The sequence below is a fragment of the Microbacterium sp. NPDC006705 genome, assembly GCF_044903545.1.
GTDB lineage: Bacteria > Actinomycetota > Actinomycetes > Actinomycetales > Microbacteriaceae > Microbacterium > Microbacterium plantarum.
Map to the genome: position 1 here is coordinate 1 of NZ_JBJDQQ010000005.1, position 18,108 is coordinate 18,108.

Annotated in this window: 14 protein-coding genes, 2 pseudogenes and 1 other annotated feature; of the genes and pseudogenes, 11 read left to right on the forward strand and 5 right to left on the reverse strand. The window is 64.8% G+C overall.

What is annotated here, in order from left to right; all coding sequences use genetic code 11:
* Positions 1–547 precede the first annotated feature (547 nt).
* Positions 548–1,213 carry an HNH endonuclease family protein gene (locus ACI2K6_RS15750; RefSeq protein ID WP_098471929.1) on the reverse strand — a complete coding sequence of 222 codons (666 nt, stop codon included), beginning with the start codon at positions 1,211–1,213 and terminating at the stop codon, positions 548–550.
* 163 nt (positions 1,214–1,376) lie between these two features.
* On the opposite strand from ACI2K6_RS15750, the gene ACI2K6_RS15755 reads away from it, so the two are divergent.
* Positions 1,377–3,521, forward strand: a complete 2,145-nt coding sequence (locus ACI2K6_RS15755) for a site-specific DNA-methyltransferase (protein ID WP_396747843.1) — start codon at positions 1,377–1,379, stop codon at positions 3,519–3,521.
* 5 nt (positions 3,522–3,526) lie between these two features.
* A complete protein-coding gene (locus tag ACI2K6_RS15760) occupies positions 3,527–6,112 on the forward strand; it encodes a DEAD/DEAH box helicase (protein ID WP_396747840.1) in 2,586 nt (861 codons plus the stop codon).
* Between the two features lie 62 nt (positions 6,113–6,174).
* Here the strand turns inward: ACI2K6_RS15760 and ACI2K6_RS15765 are convergent, their stop codons facing one another.
* Positions 6,175–6,858, reverse strand: coding sequence for an IS3 family transposase (locus tag ACI2K6_RS15765; RefSeq protein ID WP_396747846.1), 684 nt, complete (start codon positions 6,856–6,858; stop codon positions 6,175–6,177).
* A gap of 6 nt (positions 6,859–6,864) precedes the next feature.
* Between ACI2K6_RS15765 and ACI2K6_RS15770 the strand changes: the two genes are divergently transcribed.
* The 7 genes and pseudogenes from ACI2K6_RS15770 to ACI2K6_RS15800 all read left to right on the forward strand — a co-directional run.
* Positions 6,865–7,179, forward strand: a complete 315-nt coding sequence (locus ACI2K6_RS15770; RefSeq protein WP_088477477.1) for a transposase — start codon at positions 6,865–6,867, stop codon at positions 7,177–7,179.
* Positions 7,137–7,238 (forward strand) — a sequence feature (AL1L pseudoknot). (Overlaps the previous gene by 43 nt.)
* Positions 7,176–7,925 carry an IS3 family transposase gene (locus ACI2K6_RS15775; protein WP_396747836.1) on the forward strand — a complete coding sequence of 250 codons (750 nt, stop codon included), beginning with the start codon at positions 7,176–7,178 and terminating at the stop codon, positions 7,923–7,925. Its footprint overlaps the feature before it by 63 nt. The genes ACI2K6_RS15770 and ACI2K6_RS15775 overlap by 4 nt, the downstream gene beginning before the upstream one ends.
* Positions 7,926–8,127: 202 nt before the next feature.
* Positions 8,128–9,198 (forward strand): IS110 family transposase, encoded by a 1,071-nt coding sequence (locus tag ACI2K6_RS15780; RefSeq protein ID WP_041103455.1) that lies wholly within the window; start codon positions 8,128–8,130, stop codon positions 9,196–9,198.
* Between the two features lie 16 nt (positions 9,199–9,214).
* Positions 9,215–9,430, forward strand: a pseudogene (locus ACI2K6_RS15785) (integrase core domain-containing protein); the annotation flags it as partial.
* Between the two features lie 134 nt (positions 9,431–9,564).
* The gene (locus tag ACI2K6_RS15790; RefSeq protein WP_041103453.1) at positions 9,565–9,939 is read left to right on the forward strand and encodes a helix-turn-helix transcriptional regulator; all 375 of its coding nucleotides are present in this window, start codon (positions 9,565–9,567) and stop codon (positions 9,937–9,939) included.
* Positions 9,939–10,871 (forward strand): cation diffusion facilitator family transporter, encoded by a 933-nt coding sequence (locus ACI2K6_RS15795; RefSeq protein WP_041103451.1) that lies wholly within the window; start codon positions 9,939–9,941, stop codon positions 10,869–10,871. Before ACI2K6_RS15790 ends, ACI2K6_RS15795 begins: the two co-directional genes overlap by 1 nt.
* Before the next feature lie 206 nt (positions 10,872–11,077).
* A pseudogene (locus ACI2K6_RS15800) lies at positions 11,078–11,326 on the forward strand (integrase core domain-containing protein); the annotation flags it as partial.
* Positions 11,327–11,535: 209 nt separating this feature from the next.
* Here ACI2K6_RS15800 and ACI2K6_RS15805 read toward each other — a convergent pair.
* Entirely contained in the window at positions 11,536–14,052 is a 2,517-nt protein-coding gene (locus ACI2K6_RS15805; RefSeq protein ID WP_173150615.1) for a S8 family peptidase, read from the reverse strand.
* Entirely contained in the window at positions 14,049–15,026 is a 978-nt protein-coding gene (locus tag ACI2K6_RS15810) for an AAA family ATPase (protein ID WP_173150616.1), read from the reverse strand. Before ACI2K6_RS15810 ends, ACI2K6_RS15805 begins: the two co-directional genes overlap by 4 nt.
* Before the next feature lie 149 nt (positions 15,027–15,175).
* Here ACI2K6_RS15810 and ACI2K6_RS15815 point away from each other — a divergent pair, with 149 nt between their 5' ends.
* The gene (locus ACI2K6_RS15815) at positions 15,176–15,301 is read left to right on the forward strand and encodes a hypothetical protein (protein WP_404568978.1); all 126 of its coding nucleotides are present in this window, start codon (positions 15,176–15,178) and stop codon (positions 15,299–15,301) included.
* A 474-nt stretch (positions 15,302–15,775) separates the two neighbouring features.
* Here ACI2K6_RS15815 and ACI2K6_RS15820 read toward each other — a convergent pair whose 3' ends face one another.
* The gene (locus ACI2K6_RS15820) at positions 15,776–16,354 is read right to left on the reverse strand and encodes a recombinase family protein (protein ID WP_173150617.1); all 579 of its coding nucleotides are present in this window, start codon (positions 16,352–16,354) and stop codon (positions 15,776–15,778) included.
* 279 nt (positions 16,355–16,633) lie between these two features.
* Between ACI2K6_RS15820 and ACI2K6_RS15825 the strand changes: the two genes are divergently transcribed.
* Positions 16,634–18,100, forward strand: a complete 1,467-nt coding sequence (locus ACI2K6_RS15825; protein WP_036316244.1) for an MFS transporter — start codon at positions 16,634–16,636, stop codon at positions 18,098–18,100.
* Positions 18,101–18,108 lie beyond the last annotated feature (8 nt).

The following is an 18,108-nucleotide window of genomic DNA, read 5'->3' on the forward strand; positions in this document are numbered from 1 at the left end:
GACCACCCCGGCCGAGTACGAGACTGCCTACTACGCCGCCCTCAACCGAGAGCTGGCACCCACATAGGAGCGGCACGAAACCCGGGACGCTTCAGCCACCACATCATCGGGCAGTGGGTCAGCGGGCCGTGGTGCTCGATCTTGGGCAACCACAGCGCGGAAAGCAGCCACCACCCCGCACACCCCCAGCACCCAATCGACCACGTTCAGCGATCCACTCCTGCGCCCCGGTGCGCGCGACATCCTCAGCACCCCCTCTCGAGGACGCGGGCGTGTAGGGGCGTCTGCCCGGGATCCAGCACCGCGTGTTCAAGACCCGTGCTCTCGGTCATGGTCGTTCTCCGTTCAGGTAGTTCGGCGCCGTCTCAGTCGTCCTCGCCGTGCAGGTAAAAGCGCAACACGCCCACGATTCGCTTGTGGATCTCAGGGGTGGCCGTGACAGACATGGGTACGAACACAAGTCCTCGAGCCGGCCCCCGGGTGGACCAACGCCCACACCCGCAGCCGTCAACGGCCAGGGGATGGGCACCACTGCGGCCGTGCAGCCTCAGTACCGGGTCACCTTAAGGGTGGTGTTCGCGCAGGAGGCGGCCTTCTTCACCAGAAACGCCTTCTCCGTGGCGTCAGCCTTCAACCCCCAGCGGATCTTCACCGCGGTCCAGTCCGCGATGTACTGGCACTGGTTCTTCGGCGGCAGCCACTGCTCCGGACCGCGGGCCTGCTTGGCAGAGTTCAACGCCGAGGTCTGCGCGTTCAGCGACCGGGCATCCCCCAAGTCGTTGTAGAACGCCACCCGCTTGGCCTTGGTCCAGTACCGGGCTCCCGAGCCCCACGCCTCATGCACAGGCACCATGTGATCGATCTGCACCGTCGATGCAGACGTGTGCGTGCGCAGATCCCAGCTGCTCACCCACTTGCCCGTGGCCACCGTGCACTTACGGGCCGTCGTGAACTTCGGGGTGGTCTTGGACTCTGCGATCAACACCTCCGCCCGCGTGTTCTGGCAGTCCCTGTTCGCATCCTTCCAGTCCCCGAACTGGGCAGCCCGGTCATAACCGGCATTTTTCTCCGCCGCCACCGGCAACGACGCCACAGCCGTGCGCAATGGGGCCGAATACGTGGCGCCGGCCGCCGCCGGGCCCGCACCCCCGAGGACAGCGGTGGCGACGAAAACAGCAGCAGTGGCCAGAGAAGCCAGAGAGCGTCGTGACATGGGCGAGTTCCTTACTCGAGCGGATGACGCGATGCGAAGTCGCATCGCAGCTGATCCTAAGCTCGCGTGAAGCCCCTGCTCGGCACGAGATCCCCGGTCCCTAGGATGGGCAGGATTAGCGCGGACAGCGCCCCATGCCACTCGGCCCAGAGAAAGAACACCCGTGTCTCGACTGACTGACCTGCTCGCCCAGGCCCGCAAGACCGACCCACAGCTGGCCGCAGACCTGGAAGCTGAGTTCCGCCAGCTCACCCAGCGCAGCCAGTTCGGTCTTGTGTTTGAGCGTCACCAGCCCGAGGCCGTGGAGCTGCCCGGCCGCCCCGTGCGCCGCGGAGACACCGTCCGGGTGCTGCCCCCGCGCGGGAGCCTCACCATCGGGGACACCCGTCACTGGGTCGTCACCGACCTCGAACGCACCCCAGACGGCAAGCAAGCCCATCTGACCGAAGCAGACGTCGACCCCGAGGTCCGCGAGCCGGTCACCTCGACAGCAGCACTCGAGGACCTGGTGGTCGTCGCCCGGTTCGAGGACCCGATCTACCCGGGCCTGGTCGAGACAGGCCGCGTCGAAAACGGCGGGGACAAACCGTTCCACACGGTCATCAACGCCGAGAACTTCCACGCCCTCGAGATGCTCACATACACCCACCGCCACAAGGTGGACTGCATCTACATCGACCCGCCCTACAACACCGGGGCGAAGGACTGGAAGTACAACAACGACTACGTCGAGGCTGACGACGACTACCGCCACTCCAAGTGGCTGTCCTTCATGGAGCGCCGCCTCCAGATCGCCCGCGAACTCCTCAACCCCGAGGACTCGGTCCTGATCGTCACCATCGACGAGAAGGAGTACCTCCGCCTGGGAATGCTCCTGGAGCAGACCTTCCCCGAGGCGCGGATTCAGATGGTGTCCACCCAGATCAACCCTGCCCCTCCTGCGAGAAACGGGCTATTCGGCCGCGCCGACGAGTTCTACTTCTACGCATTCTTCGGCAGGGCTGGCGTAAGGCCTATTGCGCTCGGGGAGCAATGGGTCACCTCTAAGGGAAGGACGCATCTCGGCGACATTCGGTGGGACCTTCTAAGAAAGTCTGGGGCTAGTCCAACTAGGGCAGGGCACCCGGATACCTTCTATGCCTTCTTTGTAAATGAGGACGGCAAGACCATTCACAGCGTCGGCGATCCCATCGGGGTAGGAACGGACAGAAACTCCATCGTGGCTCCGACGGGAACCTTCGCCGTTTGGCCCATCAGGCAGGACGGTTCGGAAGGCCGTTGGCGCCTCCAGCCTTCTACGGCACGCGCGGTACTGTCGGCCGGCGGTATCCGTCTGGGGTCTAAGAAGGGCGAGCGAACGCCGATTTACTACCTTTCTGAGGGTGAGCGGGCGAAGATTGAGTCGGGCCATTATGCTGTTACGGGCCGGAGGGAAGACGGTTCCGTCATAACTTCCAGGGCTGAAACCGGAGACAGACTCCTGGTTCCGGGCACTCAGTGGAGAATCTCTGGACATGATGCAACCCAATACGGCACGCGACTGAATAAGGCGCTCCTTCCTGGGAGGCCCTTCCCTTACCCCAAGGCGCTTTATGCGGTCGAGGATTCGCTGAGATTCATTCTTTCGTCGAAGCCCGATGCCGTAGTCCTGGACTTCTTCTCTGGGTCTGGGACGACCGCCCACGCTGTCATGCGGCTGAACAAGCAGGACGGCGGGCGCCGTCAGTGCATCAGCGTGACGAACAACGAGGTGTCCGCCGAGGAGCAGAAGGGCCTGCGCAAGAAGGGCCTGCGCCCGGGCGACCCGGAGTGGGAGCGGTGGGGCATCTGCGACTACATCACCAAGCCCCGCATCACCGCGGCCATCACCGGCGAGACCCCGGCCGGGGACCCGGTCAAGGGCGCGTACAAGTTCACGGACGAGTTCCCCATGGCGGATGGGTTCGAGGAGAACGCGGCGTTCTTCACCCTGACCTATGAGGCGCCCCGGCAGGTGCGTCGCAACCGTGCCTTCGCCCGGGTCGCGCCGATGCTCTGGTTCAAGGCCGGCTCACGCGGTCGCATCATCTCTAGCCTTCCGGAACGGGGCTGGGATGTGGCTCAGGCCTACGGTGTGCTCGAGGACATCGACCACGCCCCCGAGTTCTTGGCCGCCCTAGAGGCTGACCCCCAGGTAGGGATGGCGTTCATCGTGACCGACTCCGAGGTGGCCTTCCAGTCCGTGGCCCGACAGCTGCCCGAACACACCACCGCGGTGCGCCTGTACGAGTCCTACCTGCACAACTTCCAGATCAACCGGAGGGCCTGACCCCCATGCGTTACACCCTCAAGGACTACCAGGCCCAGGCCGTCGAGCAAGTCCTGAACCGGCTGCATCGGGCCAGGAAGAACTACCAGGACGACGGCGTCCTCTCCCAGTTCTCCCTGGCCGCGGCCACCGGAGCCGGCAAGACCGTGATGGCCGCAGCCATCATCGAGGCCCTGTTCTTCGGCTCCGACCAGTACACCGAGGACATCGCCCCCGACCCCGGGGCCACCGTTCTCTGGTTCTCCGACGACCCGGACCTGAACGATCAGTCCCGCGCCCGGATCCATGCCGCATCTTCCGAGCTAGACGGCCGGCTGCGCACCGTGGAGAACTCCTTCGCCGAGACCACCTTCGCCCCCGGCCAGGTGTACTTCCTCAACGCCCAGAAGCTGCGTGAAGGAGCCCGCCTGGTGCGCGGGGCCCAGGACCCCACCAACGCCGCCACCCCGGTGATGGCCGCCCCCGACATGGCCCAGCGGACCATCTACGACGTCATCGCCAACACCGTGGCCACCCCCGGACGAACCCTCTACTTCATCCTGGACGAGGCCCACCGGGGCATGAAGACCACCAAGAAGAACGACCAGGAACGGGCCACCATCGTCCAGCGCTTGATCAACGGCACCGCCCTGGCCCCGGCCATGCCGATCGTGCTCGGGATCTCCGCCACCGTGGAACGCTTTACCCAGGCCATGGCCCATGCCACCGACCGGGACGCGCTCTCCCCCGTGCAAGTCGACCCCGCGCTCGTGCAGGCCTCCGGGCTACTCAAGGACGATGTGGTCCTCACCATCCCCGAGGAAGCCGGCGCCTTCGACACCACGCTGTTGCGCGAGGCCGTGGCCCGCACGAAGGCTTCCACCAGGGCCTGGGCCGCCTACGCCGCCGAGCAGGGCGAACCGAACCCGGTGGTGCCGCTACTGGTCGTGCAGGTCGTAGACAAACCCAGCGACGAGCACCTCTCGCGAATCCTGGATGTCATCCACCAGGAGTGGCCCGAGCTGCGGCCCCAGGACATCGCCCACGTCTTCGGCACCCACACCGACCGGCACCTGCCCGGCCAGATCGTCAACTACATCGCCCCACAGCGAGTGCAGGAAACCACGCACATCCGGGTGCTGCTGGCCATGGAGGCGATCTCCACCGGATGGGACTGCCCCAGGGCGGAGGTGCTGATGTCCTTCCGCACCTACAAGGACGCCACCTACGTCCACCAGCTGCTGGGCCGGATGGTCCGCACCCCCCTGGCCCGACGCATCCCGGGCAACGAGGTGCTCAACTCCATCGACTGCTTCCTGCCCCACTTCGACAAGACCACCTCCACCGCCATCGCCCAGACCTTGATGCGCGGACAGTCCGACATGGACGACACCACTTCCGACCCCGCCAGCGCAGCCGCCCGGCGGGTGCTGTTCGACCCGGTCACCCTGACACCGAACCCGGCGGTGGGAGAAGACGTGTGGGCGGTGTTCGACGCCCTGCCCTCGATGAACATCCCCCAGGGCGCCACCAAACCGCTCAAGCGCCTGGACATCCTGGCCAACGCCCTCTCCCACGACGAGCTGCTGCCCGGGGCGGTCAAGACCGCCGCGCACACAATGTGCAAGCTCCTGGACGGATGCAGGGTCCAGTACTCCGAGCAGATCACCGCGGCCCGCCAGGATGTGCTCACCCTGTCGGCCCAGCGGCTGACCGGCCGGCTGGGAACCACAACCCTGAGCACCACCAGCCTGGAACTGCTGGCCGATGACCGGGCCATCGAGGAGGCCGCTGCCGCGGCGGCCCGCACCCTCACCGGCTGGATCGCCGGGGCCTACATCGATCACATCGTCCCCGAGGACGAAGAGGAGCTCGACCTGCGCGAAGGAGACATCATCATCGCCTCCCTGGCCCGCACCTCCGAGGTCGTCGCCGACCTGGAGGCCAAGGCCGACAAGCTCGTGCAGGACTGGCTGAGCCAGTACCGCGTGCAGATCAACGGCCTGACCGATGAGCGCCAGGCGGTATATGACCGGGTGCGGGAGATGGCCCGTCGGCCTGAACGTGTAGACCTGACCCGCCCGAAGCTGACCCAGACCGACCAGCAAGAGCGTCTCCCTGATGGCAGCGAGCGTCCTCTGCCGAAACGCACTCTGCATTTGATGGCCGCCGAGGACGGCACCGCACCTGTGGATCTGAACGACTGGGAGCGGCAGGTACTGGACTCCGAGGCAGCCCAGCCCTCCTTCCGGGGCTGGTACCGCAACCCCTCCCGGGCCTCCAAGCAGTCCTTGGCGATCCCCTACCAGGACGGCACCGGCCAGTGGCAGGCGCTGCGACCGGACTTCCTCTTCTTCCATACCAACCAGGACGGCACGATCCGCGCGGACATCGTGGACCCCCACGGCACGCACCTGGCCGACGCCTTACCCAAGCTGCGAGGCCTGGCCGACTACGCCCAAGCACACGGGGACGCCTTCGGCCGGATCGAGGCCGTCGCGCAGATCGAGGGGCAGCTGAGGGTGCTGGACATGAAGAACGACGTCGTCCAGGCCGGCGTCCACGCAGCCCAAGACGCCCAATCCCTGTACAAGGCCGCACCGGCCTACTGAAGCAGAAACCTAAGGACGCCAGCGGCCGAGGGGTCTGCCGTGAGTTTGCTTGACACGAGTTATCAGGCGGCGGCAGCCGCCTGGACTGATTGAACCATCTCGAACTCGACAGGGGTGAGCTTCCCGAGACGGGCCTGCCTACGACGGCGGTGATAGGTCCGCTCGATCCAGCTCACGATCGCGAGCCGGAGCTGGTCGAAGGACTGCCAGCGACGCCGGTTCAGCACGTTCTTCTGCAACAGCGCGAAGAAGGATTCCATTGCCGCGTTGTCCCCAGCAGCACCGACCCTGCCCATCGACCCGACCAGGCCGTTGACCCGGAGCGTCTCCACGAATCGTCTGGCTCGAAATTGCGATCCTCGGTCCGAATGCACCCGGCAACCCTGCACCTCGGCCTTGCCTCCACGCCGGGCCAGAGCCATCTGCAGGGCGTCCACGGTCAGCTGCGAGCTCATCCGCCGATTGATCGAGTAGCCCACGATCCGGTTCGAGAACACGTCCTTGACCGCGCAGAGATAGAGCTTGGAATCCCCGGCCCAATGCTCTGAGATGTCCGTGAGCCACAGCTGGTTCGGCTTCTCAGCGCGGAACTCACGACGAACCAGATCATCATGAACGGCAGGGCCAGGACGCTTGCCCGAGCCGCGACGGATCCAGTGGCAGCAGCGGACCTTCACGAGCCGACAGGCCTTCAACACCTGATGTGAAGCGCCCTGGGTTTCGTTCCGATCCAACTGAAGGAGAATCGGAACATGCCCAAGAAGTTCAGCCCCGAGCTGCGTGAGCGCGCCGTGCGGATGGTCCTGGAACGCCAAGCCGCTCAAGGAGGGCCTCGCTCGCACTCCATCCGAGCCATCGCCCCGCAGGTCGGAGTCGGTGAAGAGACGCTGCGGATGTGGTGCAACCGCCACGGCCACGAGATCACCCAGGCGCCGGCCGGAGAGGATCTGCAGCAGGAGAACAAGCGCCTCAAACGCGAGCTCGCTGAAGCCAAGCGCGCGAACGAGATCCTCAAAGCCGCCTCGGCTTTTTTCGCAGCGGAACTCGACCGCCCCACGACGAGATGATCGCGTTCATCGACGAACACCGCGATCAGTTCGGGGTCGAGGCCATCTGCCGCACCCTTGGTGCGACGGAATGTGGGTTCATCACCTACCGTGCCGCGAAGAGACGACCTGCCTCCGCGCGGGCCCTGCGAGACGTCCTGCTCCTGGAGGAGCTCAAGCGGATCCATGCGGAGAACTACAGCGTCTACGGGGTGCGCAAGATGCACCACGCGATGACCCGTGCCGGCTGGCAGGTAGGCCGGGACCAGATCGCCCGTCTGATGAAGGCCGCCGGCCTGCAGGGGGTGCGCCGTGGCCGCAAGCCGGTCACCACGCGTCCTTCCGGTATGCCGGATGCACGGCCGGATCTGGTCGAACGCCACTTCACCGCCGAGCGCCCGCACCAGCTGTGGGTCGCTGACATCACCTACGTCAGGATTCTGGGCGGGTTCTGCTACGTCGCGTTCATCACCGGCGTCTTCACCCGCCGCATCGTGGGCTGGGCCGTCTCGGCCTCGCTCCACACCACGGGGCTGCCGCTACTGGCCCTCGAACACGCTCTCCTGAGCACCGGTGCAAGCCGTGGCCGCCAAGGCCTGATCCACCACTCGGACCGACGCGCCCAGTACGTCAGCTTGGCCTACTCCGACGCGCTCATCACCGCCGGGGTGAGCGCCTCGGTGGGCACCGTGGGCGACTCCTATGACTGTCAGTCTCTGAGGGCCGGATTCCGCGAGGATGAGGAAGTCCTGGCCGTGGTGCTCTGACCCATCTCTACGATTGACCCACATGGTGTCTTGGCGTTGATCTGTCGGGCCCGCGGCCGGGCACGTACGACCACTGCCGCCGGTCCGGGCGTGACCTGATAGGAGCCTGGAGCATTTTCGTGACCGTGTCCCCGTGACAGTCCTGTCCGCCCACCGGCGTCGGTGCCGCCCCCGCACCCGTAGCCGAAGGACAGCCTCGTACATGAGCCAGATCGCCCCCACCCGTTCCGGTCACGTCGTGATCGGCGTGGACACCCACAAGCACATCCACGTGGCCGCCGTCATGGACTCGATCGGTGGGATTCTCGCGACCGGCACGATCGCCACCGACCGTGCCGGTTACCAGCAGCTACTGGAATGGGCCGCGGACTACGGCACCATCATCGCGTTCGGCATCGAGGGCACAGGCTCCTACGGGGCTGGTCTGGCCTCGTACATCCGTCGCCAGGGGCACAAGGTCGTGGAAGTCTCGCGCCCAGACCGACGCCTGCGTCGGTTGAACGGGAAGTCCGACACCTTGGACGCTGAGAACGCGGCCCGCGCAGTCCTCGCGGGTTTCGCTACCGCCACGCCCAAGAGCGCCGACGGGAGCGTGGAAATGATCCGTCAGCTCAAAGTCGCTCACGACACTGCGGTCAAAGACCGCTCTGCAGCGATGATCACGTTGAAGGCGATGCTCGTGCACGCCGAAGAAAATCTACGCAAGGTACTGCAGGGGAAGACGCAGAAGATGATCGCCCGCCGCTGCGCTTCCCTGCGCCCCCGCGCGCTGAGCACGCCGGAGGAGGCCAATCGTCATGTGCTCCGGTCGCTGGCCAGGCGGTGGCTGTCGTTAAACGAGGAGATCCTCGAGCTCGAGGCCATGATCAAGGGGCTCGTGATCGCGCGTGCGCCGCACCTGCTCGACCAGTTCGGGATCGGCGTGGACACGGCAGCGGAGATCCTCATCGTGGCCGGGGACAATCCCGAACGGATCAAGAGCGAGGCAGCATTCGCCAAGCTCGCCGGCATCAGCCCCGTGCCTACAGGCTCAGGGATGAGCAGCGGAAAACATCGGATCAATCATGGCGGTCACCGTCAGCTGAACGCAGCCATCTACAGGACAGTCATCGTGCGGATGCGCTTCCATGAGCCCACGATCGCCTACGTGGCACGACGCACCGCGGAGGGCAAGTCCAAGCGAGACATCATTCGCTGCCTCAAGAGGTACGTGATCCGCGAGGTATACCACCTCGTGAAGACCAACCCTCGCACCGGTCAGATCGCGAGTTGACAACTATAGGAGCATCAACGCCCTGGCCGAGAGCGTGAACGGGCTCTACAAGGCCGAACTCATCCACTCCAAGCGGATCTGGGAGTCCGTGTAGGCGGTGGAGCTGGCCACCATGGGGTGGGTGCACTGGTGGAACACCACCCGCCTCCACGAGACCCTCGGCTACCGCACTCCCGCAGAAGTTGAGACGGCCTACACTCACGACCAGGATTCAGCGCCCGTTGCGTCCTGACCTCGGAACGAAACCCAGGGCGCTTCACATCGAGTGTATCGACGTGCCACGAGCGACCCCTTCGCGCGTCTATCAGGATCGACTCGTCCCGTCCCACCCCTTTACGGAACCCCAAATGGCGATATCATCGCCATATGACGATTGATGCGATCCCGGCCGAGCCTCAGTTCGAGGTGGCAGACAGTCATGCCGCGCTCTTCCATGCCCTCGCCGAACCCACACGCTTGGCTCTCCTCCAGCACCTCTCGACCGGTGAGCACCGAGTTCGCGACCTTGTCGAACACATGCACCTTGCCCAGTCGACCGTCAGCAAGCATCTCTCGTGCCTGCGCGACTGCGGTCTGGTCACCGCGCGCACTGAAGGCCGCGCTTCCTGGTTCACCCTCGCCGATCTGCCCCGACTAAAGGGCCTGCTCGAGGTGGCGGACGACCTGCTCGACACCTCCGGGACCACCCTCTCCCTGAAGAACCACCGCGATCACGAGAACCTCGAGGACGGGGACCTCTGATGAGCTCAGGACACGACCATTCGCACGGCGGCAGCGGGTCGAGCACCGCCCGGACGCGACTCGCCATCGCCTTCGCCATCACCTCCGTCATCGTGCTCGCGCAAGCGATCGGGAGCGTCGTCACCGGAAGTCTTGCCCTGCTCACGGACACGGCGCACGCCCTCGTCGACGCCTCCGGACTGCTGGTCGCGCTGATCGCGGCGACCATGATGTTGCGCCCGGCCAGCAGCAGCCGAACCTGGGGATTCGCTCGCATCGAGGTACTGGCAGCCTTGGCCCAGGCCACGCTCCTGATCGTGGTCGGCACCTACACCGCCGTCGAGGGTATCTCGCGACTAACCGACCCCCCGGACGTCCCCTCAGGAGAGCTGCTCATCTTCGGTGTGATCGGCCTGGTCGCGAACATCGCCGCGATCCTCATCCTGGCCGGAGGCAAGGACTCGAGCCTCAACATGCGTGCCGCGTTCCTCGAGGTTCTCAATGACGCTCTCGGTTCGCTCGGCGTGATCACGGCCGCGATCGTGATCCAGCTGACCGGATTCCAACAGGCCGATGCACTGGCTGGTTTGTTCATCGCCGCGCTGATCGTGCCTCGGGCGTTCCGCATCATGGCCGAAACACTGCGGATCCTCATGGAGTACACCCCGAAGGGAGTGGATCTCGATCAGGTGCGCGAGCACATCCTCGCTCTCGACCACGTCCAGGACGTCCACGACCTGCACGCCTCAGCGATCGGGAGCAATCTGCCGATCTTCTCGGCTCACGTCGTCGTCGGGGAGGAGTGCTTCGAATCAGCCCACGCACTGCGGATCCTCGAAGAGGTCCATGTCTGCGTCAGGACGCACTTCCCGATCGCGTTCGAGCACGCCACGATCCAACTGGAGAGCCCGTCGGTGCATCGAGGTGAATCCGAACGTCCCTTGCACACTTAGCGCCCACGGATCCGCACTCCTCCTAACCGCAGGCGAGGGCGACAAAACGGCGCGCACCCCACTCGATGGTGGGGTGCGCGCCGCGGGTAGTCGCTGGGCTCAGCGGAAGGAGACGAAGGTGGGATTACCCCAGATGGTGCGCTCGGTGACAGCCCAGTACGTGATCCGCGAGGTATACCACCTCGTGAAGACCAACCCTCGCACCGGTCAGATCGCGAGTTGACAACTATAGGAGCATCAACGCCCTCGCGGAGACCGTGAACGGGCTCTACAAGGCCGAGCTCATCCACTCCAAGCGGGTGTGGGAGTCGACCGAGGCGGTCGAGCTGGCCACCATGGGGTGGGTGCACTGGTGGAACACGCAGCGTCTCCACGAGGCCCTCGGCTACCGCCCCCCAGCGGAGGTTGAGGCGGCCTACACTCACGACCGAGACGTAGCGCCCGTTGCGTCCTGACCTCGGAACGAAACCCAGGGCGCTTCAAAGGGATGTCCGGCAGCATGGCCGCGGCGGCGAGTCAACGTGCGCCGCCGTCTGCGACATACATGGTCACGCCTACATCATCCGAAGTCTGCCACTGCCTGCGGGTAGGCGGAGACGCCAGCCGGCTCAGAACCAGCACTAAGGCGGTGTGATCCGCGGTCATTGTCATTTCACCGCCGTGTCTATCGCGGCCGGACAGCGACTCGGGGCTCAATCTGCGTCTTGACCTGGTTGTAGATGTCCACGTTCACGGTCGGAGCGACCCAGAGCGAGAGCGCGACGGCGAAATCCACCTGTTCCCCAGCCAAGCCGCCGGCCTGCTCTAAGCACTTGACTCGAACGACCATGTTCGATCCTTGACCTGCGCCGAAAGAGCTGGTCAGCTCCCATGACTGATGCTGCACCGTCGCAGCCCCTCGGGTCGAAGTGTCAGAAGAAAGGCCTCTGGGTGTTGGGAGCTTGGGTATCGATCCCGCGGGTTTCACGAACGCGAGCGAGGCCTTTCGGTACTGCCTGTGTCGCCAGTTGACAGGGCTGAGCCATGCCAGGGTTGCGTCGATGCGCTTGGCCTCGCGGATCCCGAGCCCATCCGGGAGCGGGAACAAAAGTTCTTGCTCCTGTGCGGCGCCAATTGAACCGACAAATAGCACGACCGCTTCATTGGTGGCGCACCCATCTGTGTAATCCCGCTGAATGATGCCGTTACCCAGCGCGGATTCGCGAGCCAATGGCTGGGTAGAGAGGTCCGGCGGGAGGTCCGCACCATGCACAAGAAGTGCCTTGATCGCAGAGGCTCGCTGGCGCCGGGTGATAGAACGTCCCGCGGTGATCTCGTCAACGAGGTCGTGAATACGCGCCGCTTGTCGTGTCACCAGTGCGGCGGCCGGGCTGGTCCCGGCGATGAACGCTTCCTTGTTCTGTGTCGGCGTCGCTACCCGAATCCCTGGTCCTAGCGCGGACAGGTTGGCGAAGGAGATCGCCTCTTCGGGTACCGGTGGAACTCGGAAGATCACGCGGCCGCCGTTGGCGACGAGGTCGGGTTTGATGCTCCGGCGATACCCGCTTCCTGTGGCCGAGATGGGGCTGAGGCTTGGCAACCCGTCGGTCGGATCGAGTGCGTATCCCTGTGGGCTCGTGCCGGAGGCGTCGTTGTGGAGGGCACCCACAGCGAGGGCGTTGATCGACTCGGCCGGAGCGAGCGGGCGGCGGTTGTTCTGCTCGCGCTCCTGTGCGTTGAGGACGGATTGCCGCCGTTCTTCACCTGTGAGGCCCGCGATCTCCCGCGAGTTGCTCGGGGTCAAGCGCAGTCTTGGGTGGTTTCCCACCGAGACGATGACGAGCACGCCGTACTCGTAGCTGAGCCAATCGATGATCCGCGCCCAGGAGGAGAGGATCGAGTCGAACGGCGAGGCTGGGTCTCCGACCGAGAGATTGACGACGGCGATCTGCGAACCGGCTGGGGCTTCCGTGCCTTTGCCCTCGAAGAGCTCCCGGAATACACGCCACATCAGATCGGGCACGAGTTCCGTGGCGGGCAGTTCTTCACTGCGATCCGCCGTCTCATCTGACGGTGTCAGGATCGGCCGGACTAGCACGGGGCGCCTCGCGGCCGGCTCGTTCGAGCCCAGGTCGCCCCATACTGCTGCCGAGGCCATCCAGGTCCCGTGTTTGAGTTCATCGACGGTGGCGTTGCTGAGGAGGTCGTCCGGGTCGTGGACGATGACCCTGCCTTGCAGCAGCGGGTGGTTCGCCGCGGGAACGCCATCGAGGAGACACACCACCGGTTCGGAGGCGGGGAGAGGACTGTCCCCACCCGACACGGCGTCGATAGGTGGGCCGGCGATTGGGAGTCCCTGGCCGGTGACTCGCAGGTACATGACGTTGGCAGAGCGGACGAGGTGGACGGAGCCGAAGTTGCCCCGAGCGAGGTCAAGCAGGACGTCGGTGGGGACCGTGCACTTGAGGCCGTGATAACCGATCTGTTCGATGACCGCCGAGGTGTGTACTTGGCCTCCGGCTTGCTCGACCAGGGCGGTGACCTCCCGTTGGCTGGCGAGGCGTTTCTGGGGTGAGTGTCGGTACCAGAGTTCAATCTCGATCGCGTGTGGTTGATCGGTGATCCGTCCAGCGAAGTGCTCGTCCCAGTCGAGCATCTTTAGACGGTCTTGCGGCCCCCACGGGCGTACGTCCTTAAGGTGCGCGAACAGCTCTCGCAGCGGCGAGTACCCGTGGCCGAGGGACTGATTCTGTTTCCACTTCCTCCACAGGGAGAGCAGATTCTTGAGCGCCGTCTCGTTGAGGCACACGGCGTGAAGGCAGGAGCGGATGAATGGGTTGCGCGGCTTCTTGCTGATGAGCTGATACTCATCAGTGGGTTCCATCGCACCTTCGGACTCGACCAGGATTTCTAACCCGAGCCTTCGGGCGACCGCAGTCAGATCGATCTGCTCATCGAGGGCTTCAAAGACCAGAACGAGTTGAGGGTCCGCGGCTTGGATCGATTCCGCGAGTTGGATCTCCCCGCCGAACGCGGCAACGGTTTCCTCGAATCGTAAATCGATCCGGCCGAGACGCTCACCTTCCTTGCGGAAGGTGACCCGCGAACTCCCTCCACCGGTTGGCTTGAATGTGCGCGGTGGGGAGATGGTCCCCAGAATCACCGGTCTCGACGTCGAGACACCATCAGCGGGTGGCGTCATTGTCCACTCACGTCAGCACGCGCAGACCACTGCTTGAGAAGCTGTTGAGTGACCGTTTGAGAGTCCGGCTCCGGGCCCGAGAGGATTGAGCGGCGTTGCACGTCCAGCGCAAACTCCTCCAGCTCGGCATAGCTGACGCCGCTGAGCCGGTCAGCGATGGTTCGCGCAGAAAGGCCGAACTCCACGCCCGTCCTCGCTGACCATGCTTGCAGCCATTCGACCTTGCCTGCCCGAGTCGGGTTCGGCAGGTTGAGCCTCAGCTGCATCCGACGCCACACCGCCCGGTCGAGAAGCTCCGCATGGTTGGTCGCCGCGATCACGATGACGTGGCTGGGAAGTTTGTCGATCTGCATCAGAAGCGAGCTGACGACACGCTTGATCTCACCCGTCTCGTGAGTGTCGCCTCGTTCCTTCGCCACGACATCGAACTCGTCGAAGAAAAGAACGCAGGGCCGCACCCGGACCGCGGCGAACAGGGTCTCCATGCGGGACGCGGTCTCACCCAGGAAGCTGCCGATGAGCCCCTCGTAGCGGACACTCAGCAACGGGACTGCGAGCTCGGTGGCAAGCGCCTCGGCCAGTGACGTCTTGCCGCCGCCGGGCGGCCCCACGAACAAGAGCCGATGCCGCGGTTCTACCCCGTGACTACGCAGCAGGTCGCGACGGTGATGTTCCTCCACCAGCTGGTTGACGGCCTGGCGAACCTCGGTCGGAAGAACCAAGTCAGTGACCCGTCGTTCGGGCTCCTGCTCGTAAAACAGACCATTGGACGCCTCGTTACGACTCATCGAGGTGACGTTCGTGCCAGTGTTCGGCCGTCTGCGAGTCAGTGCATCAGTGAGCTGGGATGCCAGAACGCCGTGCTTCTTGTTCTCTTCCTCTGCGATCAGCGCCTCAGCGGCGCGACGGAACGCCAGATCATCGCCACCGGCACCCGACTGTACGAGCGCGAGGAGCAGGTCTGCGCGGGCCATGCATCCTCCGTTCACCATTCAGTCCTGACTAATCTTCTCAGACCCTATGTCCACCCGCCCACTTCGACACGAGCAGTCGAATCGACCCGGGTTTGTCCGGCGCTGGCGAGGGCCCTCCGGGCAGGCGCCGGGGCCGTAGGCCGGGCACCATGCGCTCTGCTGGCGCACAGGATGCCCGCCCAGATCTGGTGGTACGCCGTTTCGCCGCGGACGGCCCGCACCAGCTCTGGGTCGCTGACATCACCTACGTCTACTTCCGGCACATCGTGGGGTGAGCGGTCTCGTCGACCCTCCACACCGCAGGGGTGCCGTTGCTCGCACATAGGCACACCCTGGTCTCCACCGGCGCCATCCGTGGCCGGGAAGAGGCCTGGTCCATCACAGCGACCGGGGCAGCCAGTGCATCAGCTTGGCGTACTGGGATGCCCTCATCACCGCCGGGGCACGGCTTCTGGGGCCACCGTGGGCTGGGTGCACTGGTGGAACACGACCCGCCTCCACGAGGCCCCTCGGCTACCGCACTCCAGCGGGGGTCGAAGCGGCCTACACTCACGACCACGACGTAGCGCCGGTTACGTCCTGACCTCGGAACGAAACCTAGTGCGCTTCACTCCACCAGAGCGGAGACGGAAGGGCCATCGACAGCAGCATCTGGAAGGAAGCAACACGCCCTAACACTCCAGGCGATCAACTGGGCAGGCAGGGCTTCGAACGACTCGTAGTGTTACGAGATCCAGAGCGAGGCTGCCCTACTGGTGGTTTGATGCTCGACGGGCAATCGAGGTGTAGAGGGTCTGCCGGCTCACCCCGAACGTGCGCGCCACTTCGGCCTTCGGGATCCCCATCTCGATCATCACGCGCGCCTGCTCCACATCGGTGTCCGAGAGCTTCGGGGTCTGCACGTACTTGCCGCGAGCCTTGGCCAAGGCGATGCCCTCGGCCTGACGTTCCTTGACCCGCCGGCGCTCGAATTCAGCGAACGCCGCCAGGACCCCCAACATCAGCCCGTCCACCGGGGAGGTGCCCGACTTGTCCACGGTGATCCGCTCAGACACGAACTGCACCGCGCACCCCTTACCGGTGAGCTCATCCACGATCGCGTACAGGTCCCGGGTGTCCCGTCCCAGCCGGTCCATCGAGGCGACCTTCACCAGGTCCCCCTCGCGGACGTACCGCATCAGCTCCGCCAGCCCGGTGCGCTTGGCCCTCGAGCTGCCGGAGATCTTGTCCTGGAAGATGCGGTCGCACTCCCCCACCGCCTCGAGCTGACGATCCAGGTTCTGCTCGGCCGAGCTGACCCGCACATAGGCCACTGTCTGTCCAACCACGTCTTAGACCTTCCGACACTTCTGTCTAACGGCCCGGTTTGGGACCGCCTCTGACGTGATGGTCTCGTGGGCGGGCGGGGTGTGTAAAGGGGTATACCCGGCTTGACGCCGGGATGGGGCAATGAACACCCAGCTGGATTGTGAGGCATCCCTCTGTCGGAGCGTTGACGTTTACTTTACTAACCTGTTAGTATAGTTTCGTTGATGCGACTACAGGCAGAGGACAGGGGTACAACAGTGAACGACGTTGGATCATCGCCGCGGCGGTGGTGGCTGCTCATGACCGTGGGGGCCGGCCTGCTACTCATCACCCTCGACAATTCGATCCTCTACACCGCCTTGCCTACGTTGACCGCAGACCTCGGCGCGTCCGGATCCTCGACACTGTGGATCATCAACGCCTACCCCCTGGTCATGGCTGGCCTCCTCTTGGGAGCAGGCACACTGGGCGATCGCATCGGCCACCGCCGAATGTTCGTCGTCGGCCTGTGGATCTTCGGTGCCGCATCACTGGCAGCGGCATTCTCGCCCAACCCTGCCTTCCTGATCGGCGCCAGGGCACTCCTCGCTGTGGGGGCCGCAGCGATGATGCCCGCCACGCTTGCTCTGATCCGCCTCGCGTTCGACGATCCTCGTGAGCGCAACATCGCCATCGCCATCTGGGGGAGCCTGTCGATCGCGGGGGCAGCGCTCGGACCCATTCTCGGCGGCGCCCTTCTCGAACGGTTCTGGTGGGGATCTGTTTTCCTCATCAATGTCCCCGTTGTTGCCATCGCACTTGTGGCGACCGCAATCATCGCGCCGCACAACCATCCCGATCCGTCGAAGAAGTGGGATCTCGTCTCATCCCTCTATGCGATGGTCGGGCTGGTGGGCACCGTGCTCGTCATCAAGGAACTGGCCCATATTCCACAGAACTGGGTTCTGATCGCAGGGGCGCTGGCGTCAGCAGTCATCGGGTTCGTCCTCTTCGTGCGACGCCAGGGCCGATTGGAAGAACCACTCATCGAGTTCTCCATCTTCCGCAACCGCGCCTTCGCTGGCGGCTCTCTGGCAGCCTTCTTCGCGATGTTCACCATCGCTGGCGCCCAGCTCGCGACCACACAGCGCTTCCAGCTCGTCGAGGGCTTCACCCCCCTGCAAGCAGGCCTGCTAGTCGCAGCCATCGCGCTTGGCGCCCTGCCCTCAGGTGTCCTAGGGGCCGCGATCCTGCACATCGTGGGCCTGCGGATCATTATCTCCGGCAGCCTCGCCATCGCCGCCCTAGGACTAGCTCTCGCCGTGCTGGCCTCTGCGAACGGATCACTACCCCTGCTGGTCGTCAGCTTCATCGTGACCGGCTTCGGCCTGGGCGGCACCTTCGCCGTCGCTTCCGCCGCCATTATGGGCAACGCGCCTCCGCGAAAGGCCGGCATGGCGGCCTCGATCGAAGAAGTCTCCTATGAGATGGGCTCCCTCTCGGCTGTAGCACTCCTCGGGAGCCTCCTGACCTTCGTCTACGCCACAGTCGTCCGACTCCCGGATGGCACTCCCGCCGCAGCGGGGGAGAGCATTGCCGATGCCCTCGGGATCGCCGACGGAGATCTCGACGTGATCGCAGCCGCCACCTCCGCCTACGACACGGCCTATTTGGTCACGATGATCGTCCTCGCTGTCATGCTGGCTAGTGGAGCCGCTCTGACCAATCGGCTGCTCCGCGCTTACGGGCGCGGCAGCGAGGCAATGGAGTACGCCGAAAACCACTGAACCAATCG

Excerpts from the sequence above, each read along its gene's own strand:
- ACI2K6_RS15750 (WP_098471929.1), bottom strand. The coding sequence starts at position 1,213 with ATGTCACGACGCTCTCTGGCTTCTCTGGCCACTGCTGCTGTTTTCGTC.
- ACI2K6_RS15760 (WP_396747840.1), top strand. The coding sequence starts at position 3,527 with ATGCGTTACACCCTCAAGGACTACCAGGCCCAGGCCGTCGAGCAAGTC.
- ACI2K6_RS15770 (WP_088477477.1), top strand. The coding sequence starts at position 6,865 with ATGCCCAAGAAGTTCAGCCCCGAGCTGCGTGAGCGCGCCGTGCGGATG.
- ACI2K6_RS15775 (WP_396747836.1), top strand. The coding sequence starts at position 7,176 with ATGATCGCGTTCATCGACGAACACCGCGATCAGTTCGGGGTCGAGGCC.
- ACI2K6_RS15780 (WP_041103455.1), top strand. The coding sequence starts at position 8,128 with ATGAGCCAGATCGCCCCCACCCGTTCCGGTCACGTCGTGATCGGCGTG.
- ACI2K6_RS15790 (WP_041103453.1), top strand. The coding sequence starts at position 9,565 with ATGACGATTGATGCGATCCCGGCCGAGCCTCAGTTCGAGGTGGCAGAC.
- ACI2K6_RS15795 (WP_041103451.1), top strand. The coding sequence starts at position 9,939 with ATGAGCTCAGGACACGACCATTCGCACGGCGGCAGCGGGTCGAGCACC.
- ACI2K6_RS15805 (WP_173150615.1), bottom strand. The coding sequence starts at position 14,052 with ATGACGCCACCCGCTGATGGTGTCTCGACGTCGAGACCGGTGATTCTG.
- ACI2K6_RS15810 (WP_173150616.1), bottom strand. The coding sequence starts at position 15,026 with ATGGCCCGCGCAGACCTGCTCCTCGCGCTCGTACAGTCGGGTGCCGGT.
- ACI2K6_RS15815 (WP_404568978.1), top strand. The coding sequence starts at position 15,176 with ATGCGCTCTGCTGGCGCACAGGATGCCCGCCCAGATCTGGTGGTACGC.
- ACI2K6_RS15825 (WP_036316244.1), top strand. The coding sequence starts at position 16,634 with ATGACCGTGGGGGCCGGCCTGCTACTCATCACCCTCGACAATTCGATC.